This window comes from Rhizobium sp. LjRoot98 (assembly GCF_964252935.1).
In the GTDB taxonomy this organism is placed as follows: domain Bacteria; phylum Pseudomonadota; class Alphaproteobacteria; order Rhizobiales; family Rhizobiaceae; genus Pararhizobium.
Map to the genome: position 1 here is coordinate 1 of NZ_CAXUPW020000002.1, position 22,011 is coordinate 22,011.

The window sequence follows — 22,011 nt, forward strand, 5'->3', positions numbered from 1 at the left end:
GACTATCCTCATTGAACTGCACATATAAGTAATCCTTCCCATGATGGTAAGGTCAATAGCGAAACAGTTCTTTCTGGAAAAAGACCCGGAGCATGCATCGCGGCACTTTGGGAACGGGAAGGTCAGGCCTACACACCCCCGGCAGTGAAGAACGCGATAAACGTCGCGTCGGCCCATTTCGGCAGCCATTCGGTGGGTCTCTGGGAAAGCGCGACAGGGCTACTCTCGCCCACAATATGGGTCTCGCAGAAGCGACGGGCACAAGTTGAAAAACGGGTACGTACCTCACCTGAAGTGTCACATTTTCATCTTGTGCCCCTGCTACTTTAGGCTAAGGATGCATGTGCTGGAGGCCGCGAGGAGGCGGCTTCTCAACAAAAAAGATGTCAATCCTTGGGAGGGAAATGATGCAGCAATCTGATATCGCAATACCACCAAAAGACCTCAATATGCTCCAGACGGTTCTTGACGCTTGGTGCACTCAGCATCGCATTCTGCGCAAGGATGCGACTGCAGAAGCAAAGATACTGATCAACGAGTACAAGCGCGGCAACCGTTCGCAGCTCAAGCTCATCGACGCACTTATAAACAGCACCACGCACTAGCGGCTCAACTGCCGCTTATAGTCGAGAACCCGGCCTAACCAGCCGGGTTTTTCATGCCGAAAATAAATCCGCCATGACAAACCGCAACAGGCAGGCCCGCCCCAATCAATTCTCTTCGAGCCGCTCTTAGTCAGCCTTCCTGGGCAACTTGCCGATGTGGCCGCAACGCCTACGCTTTGACAGTTCGCGATAGAGCGCCTCCGAGGAAACTCCGAGTTCGTCTGCCAAACCTCTCCAATCGCCCCTGGCTGGGAAGGCATCATCGTTCCAGGCAATCCACGCGTCCAGGCGGGCACTGACCGTTCGGAGTGCAGCCATTTCGGACCGCTTCCTCGCGCTCAGCAGTTCCCGCGAGAGATGAGCCATCCATTCCCCTGCAAAGATCAGGTCATGTTCCAGCAGTCGCAGGACCTCGTTAACAGGTACCAGAATCGCATCGGTTGCTGTCGCTGCCACAGCGTCGCAATGATACCGGTCCGAAAACAGGGACGCCTCAGCCAAGACGGTTCCTGCCGTCGAGCGCTGCAAAAGCGCCTGGTTTCCATCCACTTGGTAGCGGACGAGGTTTACGCACCCTCCTGTGATGAGGAACAGCCCGCGCACCGGATCGTCTCGGTGGAATAGATGATCGCCTTTTGCGAAGGACTTTTGAGCAACGGCCTTGGGCTGCAGACATCTTATAATTTTCTCTGACATGATAGCTATCATGTCGCCAATGATCATAGGTTGGCAAGCTGCCGTTCTTGAAACAAGCCTGCCGGTGAAAATATGAAATCTCTGATTGTTGCGCTCCTTGCCGTGCTTGTGCCTTTTCTAGCTCTGGCGCAGGGGGAGCATACGCATTCTTCGCCTTATGTTGGGCAGCAGCTGCGCGAAATCAAAAGCCTGTCGGCAGAAGACCTTGCGGAATTGGAAAAAGGAGGAGGGTGGGGGCTGGCGAAGGCCGCCGAGCTGAACGGCATGCCCGGACCTTCGCATGTTCTGAAGATGCAGCATGAGCTGGGACTGACGGCAGACCAGGAAGCTTCGACACTGCGAATTATCGACAGGATGCGAGGTGATGCCATTGAGGAGGGGAGGAGATTGATCGCTGGGGAAATGGCGCTGGAGGACGGATTTCGCGAGGGCTCTCTAGATCAAAGAAGTCTCCGGGAGCGGATTCGCGAGATCGAAACAAGCCGGTCAAACCTGCGCTCCATCCATCTTGCAGCCCACTTAGAGATGATGGGCGTGCTGAAGGAAGATCAGGTCAAGCTGTACAACGAACTGCGCGGATACTCCCAGTGATCTGTGCAAGCAAGCGATGTAGCAGGTGAAGAGGAGTGGTTCGAGCACATCACCCCGGATGAACTCTTTTCGAAACATGGCTCGTTTGATACGATCTGTCCGTTAGCTCTCTTTCTGCATCAATCACACGCGCCGTCGAGACGGCGCGTGTTTATCTGGTTGAGCTGCGACCGACAATTCTAGGCAACGTGGCTGCAGCAGGATTTCTTAAAAGACGCGCCGTATCCGGCGCTCGCAATCGACGCAATGAATGCTTCGGATGCCACTTGCGACTCTATGGATACGGTCTTGGTGCCCAGGTCGACAGCCACCGATGCGTTCGGATCGACGGTCTTTACAGCCTTTTCCACGGTGCTAACGCAGTGACCGCAGGTCATGTCCGGTATGTTGAGATGATACATTGGAAAGTCTCCGATTAATGTGACTGATGCAATGTGGGGCTTCCAACGATGGGAGGGTCAAGGGCCTTCCTATATTTTAGGAAAACCGGTTCACCAACTTGTGGCCCGCTTGGATCGCGCGTCACTCCGCGAAATAGGCAGGACCTTCGCAGCAATGATATCGGTTTTATGTTGGATGATTGCACTGTTGTCTTGAGAGGCCCTTGCTCACACATCTGCGTGAACCCCACTTCACACGTCGTTCGCCGCGTGCCAGAGTATGGGCATGTCGTTTCTGAAGACCTTGCACCGGCTATTCTTCATTGCTGCCCTGCTCGGGATCATCCTTGGTCCCGTCGGCGTTGGAGCAGCCGACGGTGCTATGGCGTCATCAGTTTCGTCTGCACCAGTCGCGATGGCTGGCATGGATATGCCGGATGAAATGCCGTGCTGCCCGGAACAAACGCCCATCAAGCTAGACTGCGGTAAAGCCTGCCCCCTGGCGTTGCTATGCACTACAGCGATTGTTGGTCAGTCGGCCAATAATCATGAATGGGCGCTAAAACCAGGCTGGATCGCGCAGCGGTTCAGCGTGATGCCCCATGCCGAACTGGCATCCACATTCATTGATCCGCCCGCTCGCCCTCCCAGAGCCTGATCTCCCGTCATTGAAGCGCGTTGTCATTTAAACCGTGTCCGCATCTTGCGACCGGTCGTCCTGACAGCGATCCATTTTGACTAAGGACGCGGTCCAGGACCCGTCCGGATGAGACATTGAATCATGAGCAAGACACTCTTTAACGCGGGGACCGTCCTCCTCGCAGGCGCAATGATGTTCGTAACTCCAGTTGCCTCCTCTGCTGCGGCAACCGACTACGAATTTCAGGCAGTCAAGACCGACATCAAACAGGGGGCTGGGGAAACCGTATCCGTCCGCCTGGTCGACAAGAGAACCGGCAAAACAGTTCCCGATGCCGTCATCTTCACCACCCGTATGGATATGGCTCCAGAAGGCATGGAAACGATGACCACCCCCGTCGAGGCGGCTGCATCCACTGAACCCGGCGTCTATACCTTCACGACCAACCTTTCCATGGAAGGCGGATGGCGATTCCAGATCGCCGCCAAGGTTCAGGGAGAACCGGAAACGGTTCAGGGCGAACTCGTGCTCAAGGCTATGCCGTGACCACGCCGCGCTTTATTGCCACGGTTTCCCTCGCCGCAATTGTCGGTGGGGGAGGCTATTGGGCCGGAAAGAGCGATGTCGTCTCGGTCGTCGGAGCGTACCTCGGGGCCAGTCACATGGCCGCCGAAGCGGAACCGAGACCCGAGGGGACAGGGGCTGTGATCTATTACAGCCACCCGGACGGTCTGGCCGAGTATTCCGCCGAGCCAAAGAATACAAACGACGGGCGGCCATTCGTGGCCGTTCGTGAAAGCGAGGACGTCAGCTTCGGTGAAAAGGGTGTCGTACTCCCGGCCGCTGATGAAGCGTCGGCGAGTACCGAGCGCAAGATTCTATATTACCGGAATCCCATGGGCCTTCCCGATACGTCCAAGGTGCCCAAGAAGGATTCCATGGGGATGGACTACTTGCCTGTCTATGACGGGGAGGTCGGCGAAAGCTCGACCGTGAGGGTCTCCCTCGGAAAGCTGCAGCGGACCGGCGTCAAGACCGCGCTGGCAGAAACTACCACGGTCAGCCGGAAAATCCGGGTGCCGGGCACCGTCACACTCGATGAGCGCATGGTCAGCATCATTTCCATGCGGGCCGACGCCTTCGTTGAGGACGTCGCCGACGTCACGACCGGCGACAGGATCAAAAGAGGCGAAAATCTCTTCCATTTCTATTCGAAGGAGATCGCGACGGCCGGAGCCGAATACGCGACCGAGATGCGCAATGGTGGCAAGCCCGGCCCGGATTCTGGTTCGGCGCTGCGCCTGAAAAATCTCGGTGTGCCGACGGCTACAATAACCAGCATCGCAAACGAACGGAAGGTTCCGCAGAGCATCAGCTACACTTCACCGCGCGATGGCGTTGTCCTGGAGCGCATGGCGGTGAGTGGCATGATGGCGGAGGCCGGTGACATCCTGTTCCGCATCGCGGACGTCTCCAAGGTCTGGGTGATCGCTGATGTCCCCGAATACGAACTGAGTGCCGTCCGAAAGGGGGCGGTCGTGTCCGTTAACGTCCGCAATCTGCCCGGCAAGGTTTTTACGGGCAAGGTCGACCTCATCTATCCGGAGGTCCAGATGCAGACCCGGACGACAAAGGTCCGGATCGAGCTTCCAAATCGGGACGGGCAATTGATGTCCAACATGTATGCAGAGGTCGAAATCGAGGCCGGAGCGGGAAACCCGGTCGTCGCCGTCCCCAACAGTTCGGTTATCGACACGGGCGACCGCCAGATCGTGTTTCTCGACAAGGGAGAGGGAAAGTTCGAACCGGTGGATGTGGCCTTGGGCGTCCGGGGTGAGGATATGACCGAGATCATCAAAGGCATTGCATCTGGAGACCGCATCGTCGTGTCCGCCAATTTCCTGTTGGACGCCGAAAGCAACCTGAATGCCGCCCTCAGCGCCCTGACGCCATCCGAGGTGAAACCATGATCGCGCACCTCATCTCATGGTCGGCCCGCAACCTGGTCCTTATCTTCGTTGGCGCAGCACTGTCCATCGCGGGCGGCATCTATGCGCTGCGGACGTTACCGCTCGATGCGATCCCCGATCTCTCCGACGTCCAGGTGATCGTCTTCACCGACTATCCCGGACAGGCACCGCAGGTCGTTGAGGATCAGGTCACCTATCCCTTGACGACCTCGATGCTGACCGTGCCGAAATCGAAAGTCGTGCGCGGCTTCTCGTTCTTCGGCGTGTCGTTCGTCTACGTGATCTTCGAAGACGGAACCGATCCATATTGGGCCCGCAGCCGCGTGCTCGAATATCTAAACGCGGCCGCAAGCCGTCTGCCCGACGGCGTGTCACCCAGCCTCGGGCCGGACGCGACCGGCGTGGGCTGGGTCTACCAGTATGCCGTTGTCGCAAAGGAACTGTCGCTGGCGGAACTTCGGTCGCTTCAGGACTGGGTCGTGCGCTTCGCCGTTTCGAAGTCCGAAGGCGTGGCGGAAGTCGCCAGCGTCGGCGGCTTCGTCAAACAGTATTCCATCGTCGTCGATCCCGCGCGTCTGAAGGCCCAGAACGTCTCTCTGTCGGATATCGCCGATGCCGTGCGGTCCAGCAATCGCGATGTCGGCGGCCGGACTGTCGAAATCTCCGAGTTCGAATTCATGGTGCGCGGGAAGGGCTACCTTCAGGGCATCAAGGACATCGAGAGCATCGTCCTGAAAACCAACGGCGGCATCCCGCTGCGTCTTTCCGACGTCGCCAGGGTTGAGCTGGTTCCGGACGAACGCCGGGGCATCACTGAGTTGAATGGCGAAGGTGAGGTCGCGAGCGGCATCGTGCTCCAGCGCTTCGGCGCAAACGCCTTGACTGTCATCGACAATGCCAAGAAGAGCTTAGCCGCGATCAAGGACAGCTTGCCGGAAGGGACGGAAATCCTTCCGGTCTATGATCGATCTGAACTGATCAACGCCGCTATTGAGACCCTGAAAGGGACACTCATCGAGGAGTCCATCGTTGTCGCCCTGGTGACAATCGCATTCCTGCTCCATGTCCGTAGCGCCCTTGTCGCGATCATCATGCTCCCAATCGGCATCTTGCTCGCCTTTGCCGGGATGCGTTCAATGGGGATCGGGGCAAACATAATGAGCCTTGGCGGTATCGCCATCGCCATCGGCGCGATGATCGACGCGGCCATCGTCATGATCGAGAACGCCCACAAGCATCTGGAACGCGCTCCGCCTGACAAACCGCGAACGGAGGTTCTGATCAAAGCCGCGAGCGAAGTCGGGCCAGCGCTGTTCTTCAGCCTGCTGATCATCACGGTCTCGTTTCTCCCGATCTTCACGCTGGAGTCACAGGAAGGGCGGTTGTTCGGGCCGCTCGCCTTCACCAAGACATTCGCCATGGCAGCGGCGGCATTGCTGTCGGTCACGTTGGTGCCCGCATTGATGGTTGTGTTTGTCCGGGGCAAGATCGTTCCGGAACACAAGAATCCGCTCAATCGGTTCCTCATCTGGATTTACCGCCCGATCATCTCAGGTGTTCTCAAGGCAAAGACACTGACGATCCTCGTCGCGATGGTGGCACTTGCCGTTACAATTTGGCCCGCCCGTCAGATTGGCAGCGAATTCATGCCCAGCCTGAACGAAGGCACGCTCATGTATATGCCGACAACGCTTCCAGGCTTGTCGATCACTAAGGCTGCCGAACTAATGCAGACGCAGGATCGGATCATCAAATCCTTCCCAGAGGTCGAAACGGTTTTTGGAAAAGCTGGAAGGGCGCTGACTGCAACCGATCCCGCACCGACGGAGATGTTTGAGACGATCATCGCCTTGAAGCCGAAATCTGCGTGGCGGCCCGGCGTGACCATCGACAGCTTGAAACAGGAGATGGACGCGGCACTTCAATTTCCGGGCGTCTCTAATGCCTGGACCATGCCGATCCGCGCCCGCATCGACATGCTGTCGACGGGGATCAGGACGCCAGTTGGCGTCAAAGTCTATGGGACCGATCTCAAGGAAATGGAACGGGTTGCTCGTGACATCGAGACCGTCCTGAAAACGATCCCGGGAACATCGAGTGCCTATGCTGAACGTGTGATTGGCGGCTACTATCTTGATATCATCCCGGACCGCACGGCGCTGGGACGATACGGCTTGAGCATCGACGATGTTCAGGATGTGATTGGCATGGCCCTTGGCTCTGAAGTGGTGACCTCGACGGTCGAGGGCAGGGAGCGCTACGGAGTTGCCATCCGATATCCGAGGGCATTTAGAAGCGATCCCCAATCGATTGCGCGGGATATCCTGGTTTCGTTGCCGGGAGGCGGTACGGTACCGTTGGGGGAGGTGGCAGAGGTCAAGCTTACCCGTGGTGCCACCACCATCCGGACAGAGAATGGTCAGCTTGCCGTCTACATCTTCGTAGATATCGCCAATCGTGATCTGGGCGGCTATGTCGCGGAAGCACAAAACGCCGTAGCCAGCAGTGTGACGATGCCTTCCGGATATTCGGTCGCATGGAGCGGACAGTTCGAATACCTGGAACGGGCCAAGGCACGCCTCGCCATCGTCGTGCCCCTGACACTCGCGCTGATATTCTTGTTGCTCTATCTGAACTTCAAGGCGCTCACCGAGACGCTGATTGTCATGCTCTCCCTGCCGTTCGCCCTGGTCGGCGGCATTTGGTTGATGTGGTGGCTGGGGTTCAATGCTTCCGTCGCGGTAGCGGTAGGGTTCATCGCTTTGGCAGGCGTCGCGGCAGAGACCGGTGTGATCATGCTAATCTACCTCGATCAGGCCCTGAAGGAACGACGGATCGCATGCGAGGCGGAGGAGCGCGGTTTCACGAGGCTCGATCTCCAGCAGGCGATCATGGTCGGTGCTGTCGAGCGTGTTCGGCCGAAGATGATGACCGTCGTGGCGATCATGGCGGGACTGGTGCCTATTCTTTGGAGCACAGGTGCCGGGTCAGAAATCATGCAGCGGATCGCCGTGCCGATGATCGGCGGGATGATCTCGTCGACGATCCTGACATTGGTGGTGATCCCGGCGATCTACGGGCTGGTCAAGGGTTGGCGGCTACCTGCCAGCACAGAATTCCGGATGGTCGATATGAAGCCCGGATCGGTGGTCTTGAACGAGGCGGCCGAATGAAGGGAGGACGCCATGATGAAAGATATGATGGGCACCGGCATGATGTGGGGGATGGGGCTTGCGGGCCTTATCGGGCTCGCCGTCGTTGTTCTCGTAATCGCGGCGCTCGTCAAATATCTGTTCTTCCGCTGACGAGGGTGTTTCTAGGAGGGAAGCAGCCAGCGCCGAAACGTGAGTGAGTGTGATTTGACTGCGGTCCGGCGCAACTCCGACAATGCCTTAGGCATTCGGAAGCTCGGCAGTGGGGACCGATTAGCAGGGTTTCCCGTCGGCTAACGTTTTTGGAAAGGACAATCAAAATGAAACGAAGGCAATTCCTCTATTCCGTCCTCGCGGCAGGATCGATTTCCATGGTCGGAGTAGCTCGGGCGGCTGGTGAAAGCATGATCGTCTACAAGGACCCGAACTGTGGCTGTTGTCACGCCTGGGCCGAGGCGATGAAAAAGGCTGGTTTTTCCGTGCAGGCTGAGGACGTGGACGATCTCAACATCATCAAGGAGCGGTTCGCCGTTCCTGCTGAAATGCAAGGCTGCCACACAGCGGTTGTCGCTGGGTATTACGTGGAAGGTCACGTTCCCGTGGAATCAGTGAAAAGGATGATGGCAGAACGCCCGCAGATTGCTGGCCTCGCCGTTCCGGGAATGCCAGCGGGATCATTGGGAATGGGCGACGATCCGAAGGCATCGTATGACGTCTATGCGGTGAACAAGGACGGATCGAGCACCCTTTATGAGAGGGTTAGTCCGAAAATTTGAACTGGCCAAGCGGGGCTATCCTGCGAATACCGGCGGAATATTGTGATGATTTGTGCAGACACCGCCTGCACAAATTGCGCTACCGGATCGGCGGGTATCGCTTTATTTGAAATTAATCCCCACTTGACATACGTGTTTTTGTTCTCTATTTGTTCTCGTCATGTCAAAGCTCTGCGCACCCTCGCTACGAATACTACGTTGATCGCTCCGCATTCGCGGTGACCACGTTTTTGTATCTCGTACCGAGAGGCCATGATGAGCATCTCCATGAAATCTATGAATGAAACGCAGCCATCCGCGTTCAAATTCTATTATCCGCTCGGCACCGTGAAGTGCGACGGCTCGCCTGTGTTCCGCAGCCAAGCGGCGAGGGATGTTGCGTGCCTTTTGGACGTTGACGAAGAAGTCAGGTCCTGGAGATGCATGTCTGTTTCCCTCCATTTCGAGACTGGAATTCATCGGCCTGACCTTGAAGTTATCCGAGACGACGGACTCGTTCTTATCGACGCGAGCTATGAACCATCTCGACAGTTCGACGGCATTGTCGAATGTGCCGGTGGCGCTGGTTACCGATACGAACCTGTCGAGCGGACCGCGCTGCCGTTGATCCGGCTCAGGAACGCCAAAGACCTCCTCCGGTATGCGCGTTTCGAAACCGCATTATCGGATCGCATCCGTTTGCTCGCAGCGCTTGATGAGAACGGAAGCCTTTCGGTGGCCGAATGTCTCAGCGCCTTTACCGAAACCAAGCCCATAGCGGGGTTGGCGAGCCTTGCACTCCATCGTTTTATCGAGATGGAGCTAGACGAGGCTTTGATCGGACCTGAAACGCAAGTTCGCCGCAAGCGCGGTTGAGCCATTCCCACAGTTAATATTTTCGAGCTGCACCCGCTGCAGCAGTAGGATTCCCATGTCCAAAACTTACAAAACCAGGAGCCAAAGGCTTCTTACCAGCGTTAAAGACTACGCAATGTACTGCGCTATGTGCCGCGCGATCAGACCAGCGCGATTGTTCAAGAGCGGTGGCCCGGGTATTATCGTTCTGGTGGTTCCAGAGAAAACTTCCGTCCCCGACTACGTCTTGGCGATGACAAACCTCATCTTTGAAGACGATGATCGAGGTCGCACCGATGATGTTGGTTTCAGCTGTGTCGCCCCGAATGACAGTGTTGAGAAAGTTGAGGAACGCTTTGAAACAGAGTGCCGGGAAAAGAGGCGAGCCATCGTGCTCACCTGGTCCTCAGAGGCTCTTCCGGCGACTGTCATTCTCGCTGCGGACCACATCTTTGAGATCGATCCGATTGGCGAACGCGATCTTCAGGCTGCTTGTGCGGTCGTGTTGAACATGTCTCTGACCCGCGAACAGGCGGGTCAACTCTTGAAGTTTCCGATCAACAGCATTGTTAGCGCTCTCCGGATCGGCCGTAGCTTCGACAACACCATGCGCCGCCTTCGGTCGGTGCCCGCCGACCCTAAACCCGAGGAGCCAGAGCATGTGCAGCCAAAGGTCGTGAAGGTCACCAGGCTTGAAGACATGCACGGTTACGGGGCCGCGAAGGACTGGGGGCTTCAGCTTGCCCGGGACCTCCAAGATTGGAAAGACGGCAAGATCGCCTGGTCTGATGTCGACACCGGGCTCCTCTTGAGCGGCCCCCCGGGTACAGGGAAAACAATTTTCGCGAAGGCCTTGGCGGAAACCTGCGGCAGTCACTTGGTAGCCGCGTCCTTGGGGCAATGGCAAGCAAGCGGCCATCTCGGAGATTTGCTGAGAAGGATGCGAAAGGACTTCGACACCGCAAAGGAGAAGGCTCCATCCATCTTGTTCATCGACGAACTGGACTCCGTCGGTGATCGAGACCGGTTCAGCCATGACAACGCCAATTATTCGACGCAAGTCGTGAACGGTTTGCTCGAATGCATCGACGGCGCATCAGGGCGAGAAGGCGTTGTCGTCATCGGCGCAACAAACAATCCGAATCGGATTGACCCTGCTGTGAGGCGGGCTGGGCGCTTGGACAAGCACATTGTCATCTCAATGCCTGGCCCAGATGATCGGATCGCGATCTTATGCCAGCATCTCGGCGAGAGCATTGCCGAGGACGAGAAAGCAGAGTTGGGACAGCTTACGGAGGGAATGTCCGGTGCAGACCTTGCCCAGCTCGCTCGCGATGGGAGGCGCGTGGCGCGAATGGAAAAGCGGCAAGTCAAAGTCGCCGACTTAAAAGGGCACTTGCCTGTTTTGCTCCAGGTGACCGGATTTTATCGTCAATCTGTGGCGGTGCACGAGGCAGGACACGCCGTTGTTGGTGAATACCTTCAATATGGAAAGTTAGCTGACATTGCTGTGGCAAGCCAATTGAATCCACGCATTCGCGAGCAGAACGTAGGGGGTGCATTGTTCCACCACAACGTCGTCGCTTTTCGAGATAGGCAATCGCACCTGAATGAAATCTGCACGTTTCTCGCGGGGATTGCGGCGGAACAAATTGTTCTCGGCAGTCATGGCGACGGAGCTGGTGCAGGTCCAGGCAACGATCTCGAACGAGCGACCAGCACCGCCACGGCAATGTTGGCTCACTACGCCATGGGCGATCAACTTCGCTATTTTGAGGAGCTTTCAAGCCGCCGACCGGCGGCAATTTCGATCACCGATCCTTGGCTGGCGGAAAACATCAACAAAGTCCTTCAGCAAGAATTGGCTCGCGCCACCGACATCTTGAGAAGCCGTCGTCATTTCCTTGATCGCCTCGCGCACGAGTTGTTTGAGACCGGGCGTGTTTCGCCTGAACGCTTCGATCAACTGCAAGGTGAACGACCTGGATCGACGTCAGGGTTAGTGCTTCACCAAGGAAATAATTCGAAATGAGTCCAGACAATTTGCAAGGAATTACCCATGAAAATAGGTCTGTCGTGACTCTTCTAAGTTGCATGATCTAAGCTGCAGGCACGTTTGTTTTGGAGAACTTAACTGTGCAAACAGCAGCGCTAACTCGATTGATGGACCTACGGGCGAGCTGCCTGTCCGTGCGCTGAGTTTCCACTCGGCCGCGACAGGCCGAGCGCCCACCGACTAACCCTTGTGGATTTGGTGGCCATGAACGTACTTTTAGAAACGATGAAGATGACCGTCCCGGTTAGCGATAAACAGCGCCGCCGTTTGGGCAGTTGCGCCTCAACACACCGACTATCGCGCATACCGAACTGACCATTCCCCGTTCAGTCCGAAATGCATTTGGCCGACCGAAGCTGTCGTGCCGACGATGGAGTAAGGTGTGAAATATCCCGCATCAATTTTTTCACGACAGGTATCCGCTGTCGCCCTTAGCGAACTGCCGCGCCTCGGCGTGCCCGCGTTTGTCATCAAGGTGCTTTCGGAGCTGGTCGAGCAGGTCGCTGGCTCGACCAGCAATACCACCATCCCAAGCCGGGGTGAGGGCGGCCGCCAATGAAAACAGGATTCGAACCAAATAGCGTCCCCGTTTTCGAACCGGCGCGGCGTCAGATGCACGCCTCGTTGCCTGGCATCGCGCCAAGCCTCAAGGTTGAGGGTGGTTATGTGCGAACACGCTCGCCTCTTATGTCGGATGGCATGATCCATTTGGAGACGAACCCGGACGTCTCCCGAATTTGCCCATATCCCATCCGCATCGAATACGCATCGAGCGAATCCGGCGAAATGTTCAAAATGCGCGATCACATCTTTGACCTCGGTGTCGAAATGCGCGATTGCCGTCGGCTTTATATCGATTATCGGCCGCTCGCCATCCAACAGGAGCGGCCCTGGATGAAGAAGCGCACCGAGGAGCTTCAAACGGTGGCGCGGCGGGAGTTGAACGCAGACTACGTCGTCCACGATGAACGCATGATCTATATTCAGCCCCGGTTTGCCAACCTCAAGATCATGTATCAGCACATCCGCGTCAAAGACGACGACGCGTTAATGGCCGTCCGTCGGGTGATCACACAGATCGACCTCCCCACGAACATTGGCTCAGTACGCAAAAGCCTGCAGTTGGCCACGCTTCGTTTTGAAGTGACTGACCTCTCGGGACAGACAGTCACTTATAGGCGAGACCTGGAGGAGGTGGACCGGGTTTTTACCGCCATCATGCAGATGGCTGTAATGGGTGAGGTTTCTATCGATCTCGCTCGCCCCTTCAGTGACACCTCCCTCCTGTGCAAACCCGTGAAGTAGGAGGACCGACATGTCGATCCGCGAAAACCCTACCGCATTCCTCAATCCTGAAGCGATGAAAGTCATCATGACGGCAGATCAACTCGATTTGCCGCCGCCAATGGATGCGCGAAATGATCAGCCGCTCGAAATGGCCGCCGGGGAGCGCTATCAGATTTATTCGGCAGACAGGTTGAGAGTCGGTCGCTACGTCGTTCGTTCCTGGACCTACGATGATCAATTCGGCGCTCTCGCGATCATGGAAAACATGCTCAGCCAGAGCGCTGCATACCTTACCACATCGCAGATTGTGTTCCTGGAGAAGCATCGCCGCCTCCGTCCCGACACCGGACAGCGTCACAACGACAACGCACCAGGAGCCGCGTTCAGAATCCCAGACGCGCAGCAGGAGAAAGGCGCTCGCTATCTTGGCTATGTCAACGCGTGCTTTGTCGCCAGCGATCAAGTTGGGAAACCGCTGACGCGAGGGCTGATTGAATTTGCCGTCAAACAACACGCAACCTTGATCGCTGATAAGAAACCACCGTGTTTCAACACGGTTAAACGTAAGATTGCGCAATACTGCGACGGCGCTTTCGACCCGTTGGTTGCTATTGTCCCGAAGCTGAGTTCCGGCAATCGTACGGATCGTTTCTGCCCTCAAATTGAAGAGCTTCTGGCGGATGCGGTTGAGGTCGCATGCCGTCTGAAGAGTGGGGATTGGAAAGACGCTAAGGAAGCCTTCAGAGATTTACTGAGGTTGCCCGAGAACGATTACCTGCGTGCAATTACTCACAACGACAAAGGCCGGTTTTTCCGTCCGGGAGATCGAACTTTTCAGCGGCGTTTCGGTAGTGTGGACAAGGTCCAGAAGGCTTTGTGGCGGCATGGGCCCGCGTATGCGAAAAAGCACTTCGACATCTACCTGCGCCAGGCGTTGCCTGACCATCCGCTCGACATCGTCGATTGCGACTTCACGCCGATTGACGTCATCGTAGTCGACGATGAACGGCCGATCATCTACGGCCGCCCCCACATCATTGTTTTCCGCGACCGCAAGTCTGGTTCGTTCCTTGGATACTCCGTCAGTTTCAAGGGGGCAACTTTCGAGACGTTCCTCGAAGGATTGAAAATGGCGATCATGCCCAAGGACATGTCGCAGTATCCGGGTCTCGAATGGAAACAATACGGGACGTTCCTGCGACTTGGCGTCGATAATGACATGGCATTGATCAATGACCATGTTCGTTTCACCCTCTCGCAGCTCGGCATCCAGTTGGTCGAATATCGTCCAGGCCACCCATGGGAGAAGGGGGCGATGGAGCGGCTTTTCCGCATTCTCAATCAGGATGCGATCCATAACCTTCCCGGCGCGACGATGTCAAAGCCCGCCGACCGAGACAAGTTTCTTGAGGTGAACGCCAACGTCCCAAAGATCACGCTGAGTGAACTCAACCACTTCCTGACCCATTACATCTGTGGCGATTATCATGTCAGTGCGCATAAAGGACTTGGTATTCTCCGTACCCTTGATGGCGTTCCCAACCAAATTTGGGAGCAGGGCATTCGGCACGCAAAGCAGCGTCGCCCGACCGATCCAGACATCTTGGTTCGCGCCATGGGGAACGTTGCGGATGTTACCATCCATAACGGTAGCATTCGCTGGGATAACCTCATTTACACGCACCCCGATTTGATCGTCGTCCAAGCGGATGCCCGCAATAAGACAGCTGTGCCTGGGGTAAACACCACCACATACAAGGCATGGCGTGATCCTGCCGATTTGGGCGAAATCCACGTGCTCGACCATCACAATGATAGGGTCATCATCGTTCCAATTCAATCCATCGACGCCTGGTACGCAAAGGGCCTTCGCCTCTATCAGCATACTCAGATCGTGAAATTCAATCTTGAGAACGGACGCGACGCTCGTGATTTTGAGGGAGCCTACGACTCGTTTTCGCGGCGTCTTGCTGAGATCAATAACGTGCGGACAAGCAAACGAACGCGTCAGGCGCTTGCACGCTTCCATGCCAAGGCTTCCAAAAAGTTCGTCCGCAGCCGCGTCATCGAGGTTGATCACAACGATCCCTCCGGCGCTGGTCACATGCAGCTTACTGGTCCCGGCCCGAGCATTGGCGAGGCAAACCCGGCCTCTCTGGTTCCGCAGGCTCCAACCATGGCGACCCCTCCTTTCTCGCCAGACACAAAACCACGCACGGATCGGAGGCCTTCTGCTCCCGACGACGGAAGGAAGTACGACCTCGACCTTTCAGAAGACGACGACGACATCACGAAACTTTTTGGCGACAAGGACAACACGAAATGACGATTTTTCCGAGTTTTCATACGACCCCATTTGTCACGACGGACGAGCGCGAAGCAGCGGCTCTCCTGCCTCCAGGTGAACGGCAAGCAATGGTGAAAAACGTGCTTTTTCCCTATGAGCAATTTCTGGAGGTTTCGAAACAGATCGAACGATTTCACCGTCCCGTTAAAGGTGGGGCTGCTGACACCGGTTGGATGGCTGGCGTTATTGGGGAGTTTCGTTCAGGCAAGACCTTCATCCTTCAAAATTTCGCACGACAACATCCAGCCGCACTTACTGATAAGGGCTTCGAACAAGAGGTCATCTACCTCCAAGCTCGCCTCGACTGGGATTCGTTGGAACTTGGGCGGCAAATCTATCTTGCGACCGGCGTCCCAACTGTACCGAGCATTAAGACGTCAACACTGAACACGAAGGCAGCGCGGCGCATTGTCGATTGCAACGTAAAGCTCATTATTATCGATGATGCCCACTGCCTCCTCGGGGTGGCAGGCCGGAGGCGGACAGTTTTTGTTTCGCTGATCAAATACCTCCTGGACCAGGTGAATGCCTGCAACATTCTTTTGGCAGGCCCGTCTATCGTAGAGCGCTCCATGGAAACTGATATGCAGATGATCGGGCGTGGAGGGTTTCCCCGGTTCTACGTGAATGGTTTCAGCTCAGAGCAGGAGGGACGTAACCAATTCCGCATCTTCTTGCATGGCGTTGATCAACGGCTTCCGTTTCGCACGCTCTCCGACCTTGCTTCGCTGCGCTATTTCTCTGACCTCATGGAAGTATCTGATGGGTCCATCGGGATGGTCATGAATATCGTGCAGGCCGCCGCGTACGAAGCAATCAACGACGGGACAGCCTGCATCATGAAGGAGCATCTTGCTCAGGCTGCCCGAGAACGGAGGCGCGTAGGAAAGAAATATGAGCCATTCGGCCAAGGCGTCGCAGGGCCTGAAGAATGACGCTCACCTTCGATATCCGGACCACCCCTTTCAGCCGGTGGAGCGTCGAAAATGCTGAAGATGAGCCAGCTCACGGGTATTTTGCCAGGCTCGTTGCCGCCGAGGGCCACAGCAGCGTCACTCGCTATAGCGATGGGATCGATGTCGACGCGCGGTACATGAATCCGGAAAGTCTGTTGAATGTGATCCTTCGGTTGCCGCTTGATGACATCCAAAAACATCGACTGAGGAACGCAACTCCTCGACGATCTGGCGATGGCGTGACACTGGCTGGTCAACGTTTCAATGCGACAGACTTTTCATTTTCATCCCGTCGCTGGTGCCCGGGATGCCTTCAGGACAGTCCTCATCATCGTGCTTGGTGGGACATCGTCGCAATCCACGAATGTCCTCATCACGGACAGCCTCTTACCGACACGGATGATCAGGGCAATCAACTCCGTTGGTGGTGGTCGGCCATGACGGTATCGCCAGCGGGCGCTTTGCTTGCAGCTCGACACCCACGACAAGAAGGGCTGTCGACATTTTCATCGTATCTTGTGGGCCGCCTTGGGTTCGGTCCGCCGACACGCGCTCCGCTCCTGGACTCGGTTGATCTTGGGTCCGTTATTTCTGTCTGCCAGTTAATCGGCCGACTTGTTTCTTCGTCATGGTCCTCCACCCTCCCACCACTGACCAGCGAGATGGTGGAAGCGGGATATCAGGCACTGCGTGCTGACGCTGTAGCTCTTGTCGAGAGCCTTCGCACCTGGATTCGACTTAGCGTTCCAAACGAGCTGCGCACGCGCGGCTATACGATTGTGTTTGGTTGGGCGAATAAACAGAGGCAAGTTCTCGACAACATGAGGCTCGCGGAGGTCTTGAAAAAGGTCTTCCGGAAAGCCCTCGCTCTCGAAGCCCGCTCATCTGCAGGACCATTGACGTCAGTTGGTTTCTTGAATGGTGAAATCGGTCTCACTGAGCTGGCGAAGCGCATTGGCATCAATCGGCGGGGTTTGCCAGCTGTTGCGGATGCTATCGGGCTTCTTCCAGAGAGAGAATGGTATCGAGCGCCAGTCAAGTTCGACCCTACGGAGGCCGATGCTGTTGAGTTCCATGTCCGTAGAATGATGACACGGGTTGAAGTTGGCTCGAAACTCGGCCTGCCGTCGCAAGAGCTGCGGGCGCTTGTTAGCGCTGGCTATTTACGAGAATTTGCAGACGTCACGACTGATGGCTCTGCGGGCCTTCGTTTCCTGGAGATCGATGTTTGCAACGTTTTGAGAACGCTGGAAATCGCCGATATGAACGACAATCGATCAGCCTCCTCGTCATTTTTCACCTACGCTAAGAATAACAGCATCCGCGCAGGAGCTTTGGCAGTTTCAGTTCTGAACGGACAATACGAAATTACGTCAAACGGGATCGGAAAACCTGGCTTCAAAGGCATCAGAATCGCCATCAATCCGCCTGACGCCGCACCTCGGTTTTCGAAGCAGGTCTTATCACTTGCCGAAAGCGAAGCGGAATTAAACGTCGACAGACCGACACTGTGCCGCTTGATCGAGGAGGGGCATTTAGAACCGCGATCAAAGACTGGAAACTCAAGGCTAATCACCGCAGCTTCGGTTAAGAAATTTGCGGCGGAATACCGAAACGCTCGCGAGATTCTGCCATTCTTTGGGGATAATCTCCGTCGATTGATGAGCCTCATGGCCGAACATAACATCTCGCCACTACTTGAACGGCTGTCCAACGACGCCCAGAATGTTAACGTGATCTATCGATATGCCGATCTCGCAACGGTATTTGGCCTCAGCCGTGATCCTACTCGATTCAGTGATCCTGAGTTTGAGACTTTCTGGACGGAAGTCTGCGCTGTCAGCGCAAATTCGCCGCCTTATCTTCAACTTCCGTCTGCACTGCCGGTAAGTGGACAGATCGTGACCAACGGAAAGAGGAAGTTCTCTTTCCTTGTTTCGTTTAACACCAAATCACGGTGCATCGTTTTCGAGGGAAAGCGGCAGGCGGCCCATTTCACTCCAATAGAGTTACCAATCGCCGACGAGGCCGGGTCGATTTCTCGCCTGAAGGAATTATTCGCGGCCTTGTCGTAAATCTACAGATTAACGTTCTGAAAGAAATCGGCGATCCGCATGACATGGCGGGTCGTCAACCTCCAACCCGGCGGCTCGACCTGAACGCCTGCGTCGAGGCTTTCAAAAATCGTGTAACAACCGACGACATTAAAGCCTGCGTCCTCCAGTTTGATTTTCGCAGCCGCCATTTGAGACCCTGTCGTAAGGAAATCATCGAATAAAATAACGGGCAGCTGCGTTCCGCCGTTGATCTGTAGGGCTGCGATATGATCATCAACCCGACGAGCACGTTGCCCCAAATGAGCTTTTCCAACGGGTGCGTTCCACCGTAAAAGGTCCAGCGCAACGGAGCCGTTGTTCATTACCCGTACAATCGAGTTGGCGATGCTCAAAGTTCTGAACACATTGGTTTGCCCGATCAAACCATCACCATTTGGTATCGGAACGAGGGCCACAGGGTAGGGGTGATCAAGCATTAGCTTGGCAGCAAACCTGCGGTTAATCTCGTGCTGAAAAGTTCCGATGTTGTTTCTGTCGATTTTAGTGAGCACGCCGTTCACGGCAAAATTGAAGCTGCCGTTAAGCTGCTCATTCTTCACAATCCTCTTCATGTGGATTGCTTCCCATTCAACTTGGGGGCGGTTTTCTTTATGCTCCGCGTTGTAGGGAATTAGGCACACCACGGAGATATCGGTCATTTGCGGATCGCTTCCAATAGCTCGGAGGTGTCGGTGAGTACCCGGGTTTTGGGGTGTTTCAGAAATTTTGACGGCCACGTAACGCTTCTATCTTCGGCCACCGATTTCATAATAAAGAGCCAACGGTCGTTCCTTTGGCACTCCGCAGCCTGATGAAGCGTACCAGAAGTATCTGATGCTTCGACGATAACGGTCGCATCGCTCAGAACTGCCATAACCTTGTTACGAGCCGGAAAATTCGATTTGTAGACCTGCTCTCCAACGTTGAATGGGGAGATGAGAAGATGACGGTTGTATATTTCCATCTGCAGCTCAGCGTTCTCGGCCGGATAGACACGATCAACCGGAGTGCCAATAACGGCGGCGGTATGCCCTCCGGCTTCCAACGCGGAAGTATGCGCAACGGTATCGACGCCCCTTGCCAACCCGCTCATGACCAGCACTTCCGATTCAGCAAGCTGACGCGCCAGTTTTGCTGCCCGGCGAATTCCTTCAGGGGAAATCTGACGTGTACCTACAATTGAAACCGTTGGTTTTTCCAACAGACGCAGGTCACCGGCAAAATAAAGGAACGTATCGCGTTCCCCGTAACTTCGAAGCAGGTCAGCCTGACCGGTGCCGTTGGCACTGCGACCGAAGCGGTGAAGCACCTCTTGCAGCGTGGCCGTGCGCGTGTGCTCAGGCCCCACGTACGATGAGGCTGATTGCTTGCCCTTTGAAGTGGTTGCGGCACCGGCTTTCATCGGCCCATCTTTACATAGATTTCAGACGATTCGAAAGGTTTACAACCGACTGTGAAGGCCGTAGTTCCAGCGTGTTCAGAGGAATGAGGCGAAAATGCCTGGTTGCTCATGGGAATGAGGCGATATGTTCAAACGGTTGTGGCGACGAGCGCTGAAAACCTAACAAAATCAAGATTGGCTTGTTCAGATGTATGTGGCGAGCAACAATTTCTTTGTCGATACCGCGTGTAAGCAAACCTGGCCGCGTTTCTGCGGCACCGGTCGCAGTTTCTCGAATGTCAGATCGCCACCTGCTCGCCGAGTTCCACGACGCGGTTGGCCGGGAGCTTGAAGTAGGCCGATGGATCGATACCGAAGTCTGCGAGTACGATATAGAGCCGTTCCTGCCAGACGGGCAGGTCCGTGTTCGGCGTGCTGATAAGGTTGCGCCGGCCAAGGTAGAACGAGGTCTGCATGATCTCGAACTTGAAGCCCTTTTTCTTGCAGAGGACGAGGGCGCGGGCGACGTTCGGTTCGTCCATGAAGCCGAAATGGATATCGACACGCAGGAAGCGCTCGGAAAGTTGGGTGATGTCCACGCGCTGGCTGTCGGGAACATGTGGCTTGTCTTGCGTCCAGATCGTCAGGATGACGTTCTGTTCGTGCAGGACATGGTTGTGCTTGATATTGTGGAGCAGGACGGCAGGTGTCCTGTCCGGTACGCTCGTCAGGAACACGGCGGTGCCGGGGACGGTGACGGGCGCGTGCTCCGACGGGCGTTCGATCGACTTGATGAAAATGTCCAATGGCATGTCGTTCTTGGCCGTCTTCTCCCGCAGGATGCGCGAGCCGCGTGTCCAGGTCCACATGACCGCCATGATGGCGAGCGCAAGGGCTACGGGAACCCAGCCGCCGTCGTGAATTTTGAGGAGGTTCGCTCCGAGGAATACGGCTTCGAGGATCAGAAGCGGCAAAAGGACAGCGGCTGCCTTGATGGTGGACCAGCCCCAGATGGAGCGGAGAAACTGGAACGACATCAGCGTGGTGACGACCATCGCGCCGGTGACGGATATGCCATAGGCCGTTGCAAGCGATTCTGAATCGCCGAACGAGAAGATCAGCACGATGACACCGATGAACAGCAGCAGGTTCACGGCCGGGACGTAGATCTGCCCGGTGTTTGTTTCCGAGGTGAACTTGATCGCCAGCCGCGGCAGGAAACCGAGATGGACGGCCTGCCGGGCAAGCGAAAACGCGCCGGTGATGACCGCCTGGCTGGCGATGATGGTCGCCATGGTGGCGAGGATGACAACAGGCAGTAGCGCCCATTTCGGGTACATGAGGTAGAACGGGTTTTCGATGGCTTGCGGGTTGGCCAGCACGAAGGCACCCTGTCCGAGATAGTTCAGCGCCAGTGCCGGGAAGACCAGGATGAACCAGGCCACCTGGATCGGCTTGCGGCCGAAATGCCCGAGGTCGGCGTAGAGGGCTTCGGCGCCGGTGACGGTCAGGAAAACCGCGCCAAGCACGATCAGGCCGGCAAAGCCGGCATGGGTGATGAACCACAGAGCGTTGATCGGGTTCAGCGCCTGGAGGATCGTCCAATCGTCGCCGATATGGATCAGGCCGCCCCACGCCATGACCAGAAACCAGACGGTCGTGATCGGGCCGAACAATTTGGAGACAGCGGCTGTGCCCTTGGATTGCACGAGGAAGAGACCGGCCATGATCGCCGCCGACACTGGCAGGACGTAGCCCGCGAAGGCTGGCGTCACCAGTTTCAGGCCTTCGAGCGCCGACATGACCGAGAGTGCCGGTGTGATCATCGCGTCGCCGATAAACAGCGCCGCACCAATGATGCCTGCGAAAAACAGGATGGGGGTGAAATTGCCGGTTTTCTTCATCAGCAGCGCCAGCAGCGACAGCGTGCCGCCTTCGCCGTCATTGTCGGCGCGCAGAAGGAAGAGGACGTATTTGAAGGTGACGATGATCGTCAGCGTCCAGACCATCAGCGAGATCAGGCCCAGCACCTCGTTTTCATGCACACCGTCCGCCGCAAACGGTCTCAACGCCTCGCGGAAGGCATAGAGTGGGCTGGTGCCGATATCGCCGTAGACGACGCCGATCGAGCCGAGCAGTAGAACGAGGAATTTGCGCGTCTCGGAGGTGCCGTCAGGGGCTGCGGTAGACGATGTCATGCGATATTGGCTTTCTGGGCTTTTGCGGGCCTTCTGGCCCTTTGAC

General features: G+C 56.2%; 19 protein-coding genes. 14 read left to right on the top strand and 5 right to left on the bottom strand.

Features of this window, described 5'->3' with window-relative positions:
• Positions 1 to 407 precede the first annotated feature (407 nt).
• Complete coding sequence (locus ACSQ3J_RS08705) at positions 408 to 605, top strand: hypothetical protein (RefSeq protein ID WP_436038976.1); 198 nt, start codon at positions 408 to 410, stop codon at positions 603 to 605.
• Between the two features lie 126 nt (positions 606 to 731).
• Here the strand turns inward: ACSQ3J_RS08705 and ACSQ3J_RS08710 are convergent, their stop codons facing one another.
• The gene (locus ACSQ3J_RS08710; protein ID WP_436038977.1) at positions 732 to 1,313 is read right to left on the bottom strand and encodes a Crp/Fnr family transcriptional regulator; all 582 of its coding nucleotides are present in this window, start codon (positions 1,311 to 1,313) and stop codon (positions 732 to 734) included.
• A 60-nt stretch (positions 1,314 to 1,373) separates the two neighbouring features.
• Here ACSQ3J_RS08710 and ACSQ3J_RS08715 point away from each other — a divergent pair, with 60 nt between their 5' ends.
• A complete protein-coding gene (locus ACSQ3J_RS08715; protein ID WP_436038978.1) occupies positions 1,374 to 1,892 on the top strand; it encodes a hypothetical protein in 519 nt (172 codons plus the stop codon).
• A 179-nt stretch (positions 1,893 to 2,071) separates the two neighbouring features.
• Here the strand turns inward: ACSQ3J_RS08715 and ACSQ3J_RS08720 are convergent, their stop codons facing one another.
• Positions 2,072 to 2,293 carry a heavy-metal-associated domain-containing protein gene (locus ACSQ3J_RS08720; RefSeq protein WP_062583488.1) on the bottom strand — a complete coding sequence of 74 codons (222 nt, stop codon included), beginning with the start codon at positions 2,291 to 2,293 and terminating at the stop codon, positions 2,072 to 2,074.
• Positions 2,294 to 2,558: 265 nt separating this feature from the next.
• On the opposite strand from ACSQ3J_RS08720, the gene ACSQ3J_RS08725 reads away from it, so the two are divergent.
• The 12 genes from ACSQ3J_RS08725 to ACSQ3J_RS08780 all read left to right on the top strand — a co-directional run bounded on the left by ACSQ3J_RS08725 (position 2,559) and on the right by ACSQ3J_RS08780 (position 18,365).
• Positions 2,559 to 2,930 (top strand): hypothetical protein, encoded by a 372-nt coding sequence (locus tag ACSQ3J_RS08725; protein ID WP_436038979.1) that lies wholly within the window; start codon positions 2,559 to 2,561, stop codon positions 2,928 to 2,930.
• Positions 2,931 to 3,101: 171 nt separating this feature from the next.
• A complete protein-coding gene (locus ACSQ3J_RS08730; RefSeq protein WP_407692741.1) occupies positions 3,102 to 3,458 on the top strand; it encodes a FixH family protein in 357 nt (118 codons plus the stop codon).
• On the top strand, positions 3,455 to 4,882 hold the full coding sequence (locus ACSQ3J_RS08735; protein WP_436038980.1) for an efflux RND transporter periplasmic adaptor subunit: 1,428 nt from the start codon (positions 3,455 to 3,457) through the stop codon (positions 4,880 to 4,882). Before ACSQ3J_RS08730 ends, ACSQ3J_RS08735 begins: the two co-directional genes overlap by 4 nt.
• Positions 4,879 to 8,055, top strand: coding sequence for an efflux RND transporter permease subunit (locus ACSQ3J_RS08740; RefSeq protein WP_436038981.1), 3,177 nt, complete (start codon positions 4,879 to 4,881; stop codon positions 8,053 to 8,055). Before ACSQ3J_RS08735 ends, ACSQ3J_RS08740 begins: the two co-directional genes overlap by 4 nt.
• 299 nt (positions 8,056 to 8,354) lie before the next feature.
• A complete protein-coding gene (locus ACSQ3J_RS08745) occupies positions 8,355 to 8,810 on the top strand; it encodes a DUF411 domain-containing protein (RefSeq protein ID WP_436038982.1) in 456 nt (151 codons plus the stop codon).
• A gap of 252 nt (positions 8,811 to 9,062) precedes the next feature.
• Positions 9,063 to 9,665 (top strand): hypothetical protein, encoded by a 603-nt coding sequence (locus ACSQ3J_RS08750; RefSeq protein WP_436038983.1) that lies wholly within the window; start codon positions 9,063 to 9,065, stop codon positions 9,663 to 9,665.
• A 55-nt stretch (positions 9,666 to 9,720) separates the two neighbouring features.
• On the top strand, positions 9,721 to 11,676 hold the full coding sequence (locus ACSQ3J_RS08755) for an AAA family ATPase (RefSeq protein ID WP_436038984.1): 1,956 nt from the start codon (positions 9,721 to 9,723) through the stop codon (positions 11,674 to 11,676).
• A 406-nt stretch (positions 11,677 to 12,082) separates the two neighbouring features.
• Positions 12,083 to 12,259 carry a hypothetical protein gene (locus ACSQ3J_RS08760; RefSeq protein ID WP_436038985.1) on the top strand — a complete coding sequence of 59 codons (177 nt, stop codon included), beginning with the start codon at positions 12,083 to 12,085 and terminating at the stop codon, positions 12,257 to 12,259.
• Positions 12,256 to 13,005, top strand: coding sequence for a hypothetical protein (locus tag ACSQ3J_RS08765; protein ID WP_436038986.1), 750 nt, complete (start codon positions 12,256 to 12,258; stop codon positions 13,003 to 13,005). The genes ACSQ3J_RS08760 and ACSQ3J_RS08765 overlap by 4 nt, the downstream gene beginning before the upstream one ends.
• A 10-nt stretch (positions 13,006 to 13,015) precedes the next feature.
• Entirely contained in the window at positions 13,016 to 15,313 is a 2,298-nt protein-coding gene (locus ACSQ3J_RS08770) for a hypothetical protein (protein WP_436038987.1), read from the top strand.
• A complete protein-coding gene (locus ACSQ3J_RS08775) occupies positions 15,310 to 16,269 on the top strand; it encodes a TniB family NTP-binding protein (protein ID WP_436038988.1) in 960 nt (319 codons plus the stop codon). Before ACSQ3J_RS08770 ends, ACSQ3J_RS08775 begins: the two co-directional genes overlap by 4 nt.
• Positions 16,266 to 18,365: a TniQ family protein gene (locus ACSQ3J_RS08780; RefSeq protein ID WP_436038989.1), complete on the top strand. Its 2,100-nt coding sequence runs from the start codon at positions 16,266 to 16,268 to the stop codon at positions 18,363 to 18,365. The genes ACSQ3J_RS08775 and ACSQ3J_RS08780 overlap by 4 nt, the downstream gene beginning before the upstream one ends.
• A 2-nt stretch (positions 18,366 to 18,367) precedes the next feature.
• On the opposite strand, the gene ACSQ3J_RS08785 is transcribed toward ACSQ3J_RS08780, so the two are convergent.
• The 3 genes from ACSQ3J_RS08785 to ACSQ3J_RS08795 form a co-directional block, all read right to left on the bottom strand.
• Positions 18,368 to 19,045: a hypothetical protein gene (locus ACSQ3J_RS08785; RefSeq protein ID WP_436038990.1), complete on the bottom strand. Its 678-nt coding sequence runs from the start codon at positions 19,043 to 19,045 to the stop codon at positions 18,368 to 18,370.
• Complete coding sequence (locus ACSQ3J_RS08790) at positions 19,042 to 19,788, bottom strand: DNA-processing protein DprA (RefSeq protein WP_436038991.1); 747 nt, start codon at positions 19,786 to 19,788, stop codon at positions 19,042 to 19,044. The genes ACSQ3J_RS08785 and ACSQ3J_RS08790 overlap by 4 nt, the downstream gene beginning before the upstream one ends.
• A 278-nt stretch (positions 19,789 to 20,066) precedes the next feature.
• Complete coding sequence (locus ACSQ3J_RS08795; RefSeq protein ID WP_436038992.1) at positions 20,067 to 21,965, bottom strand: potassium transporter Kup; 1,899 nt, start codon at positions 21,963 to 21,965, stop codon at positions 20,067 to 20,069.
• Positions 21,966 to 22,011 lie beyond the last annotated feature (46 nt).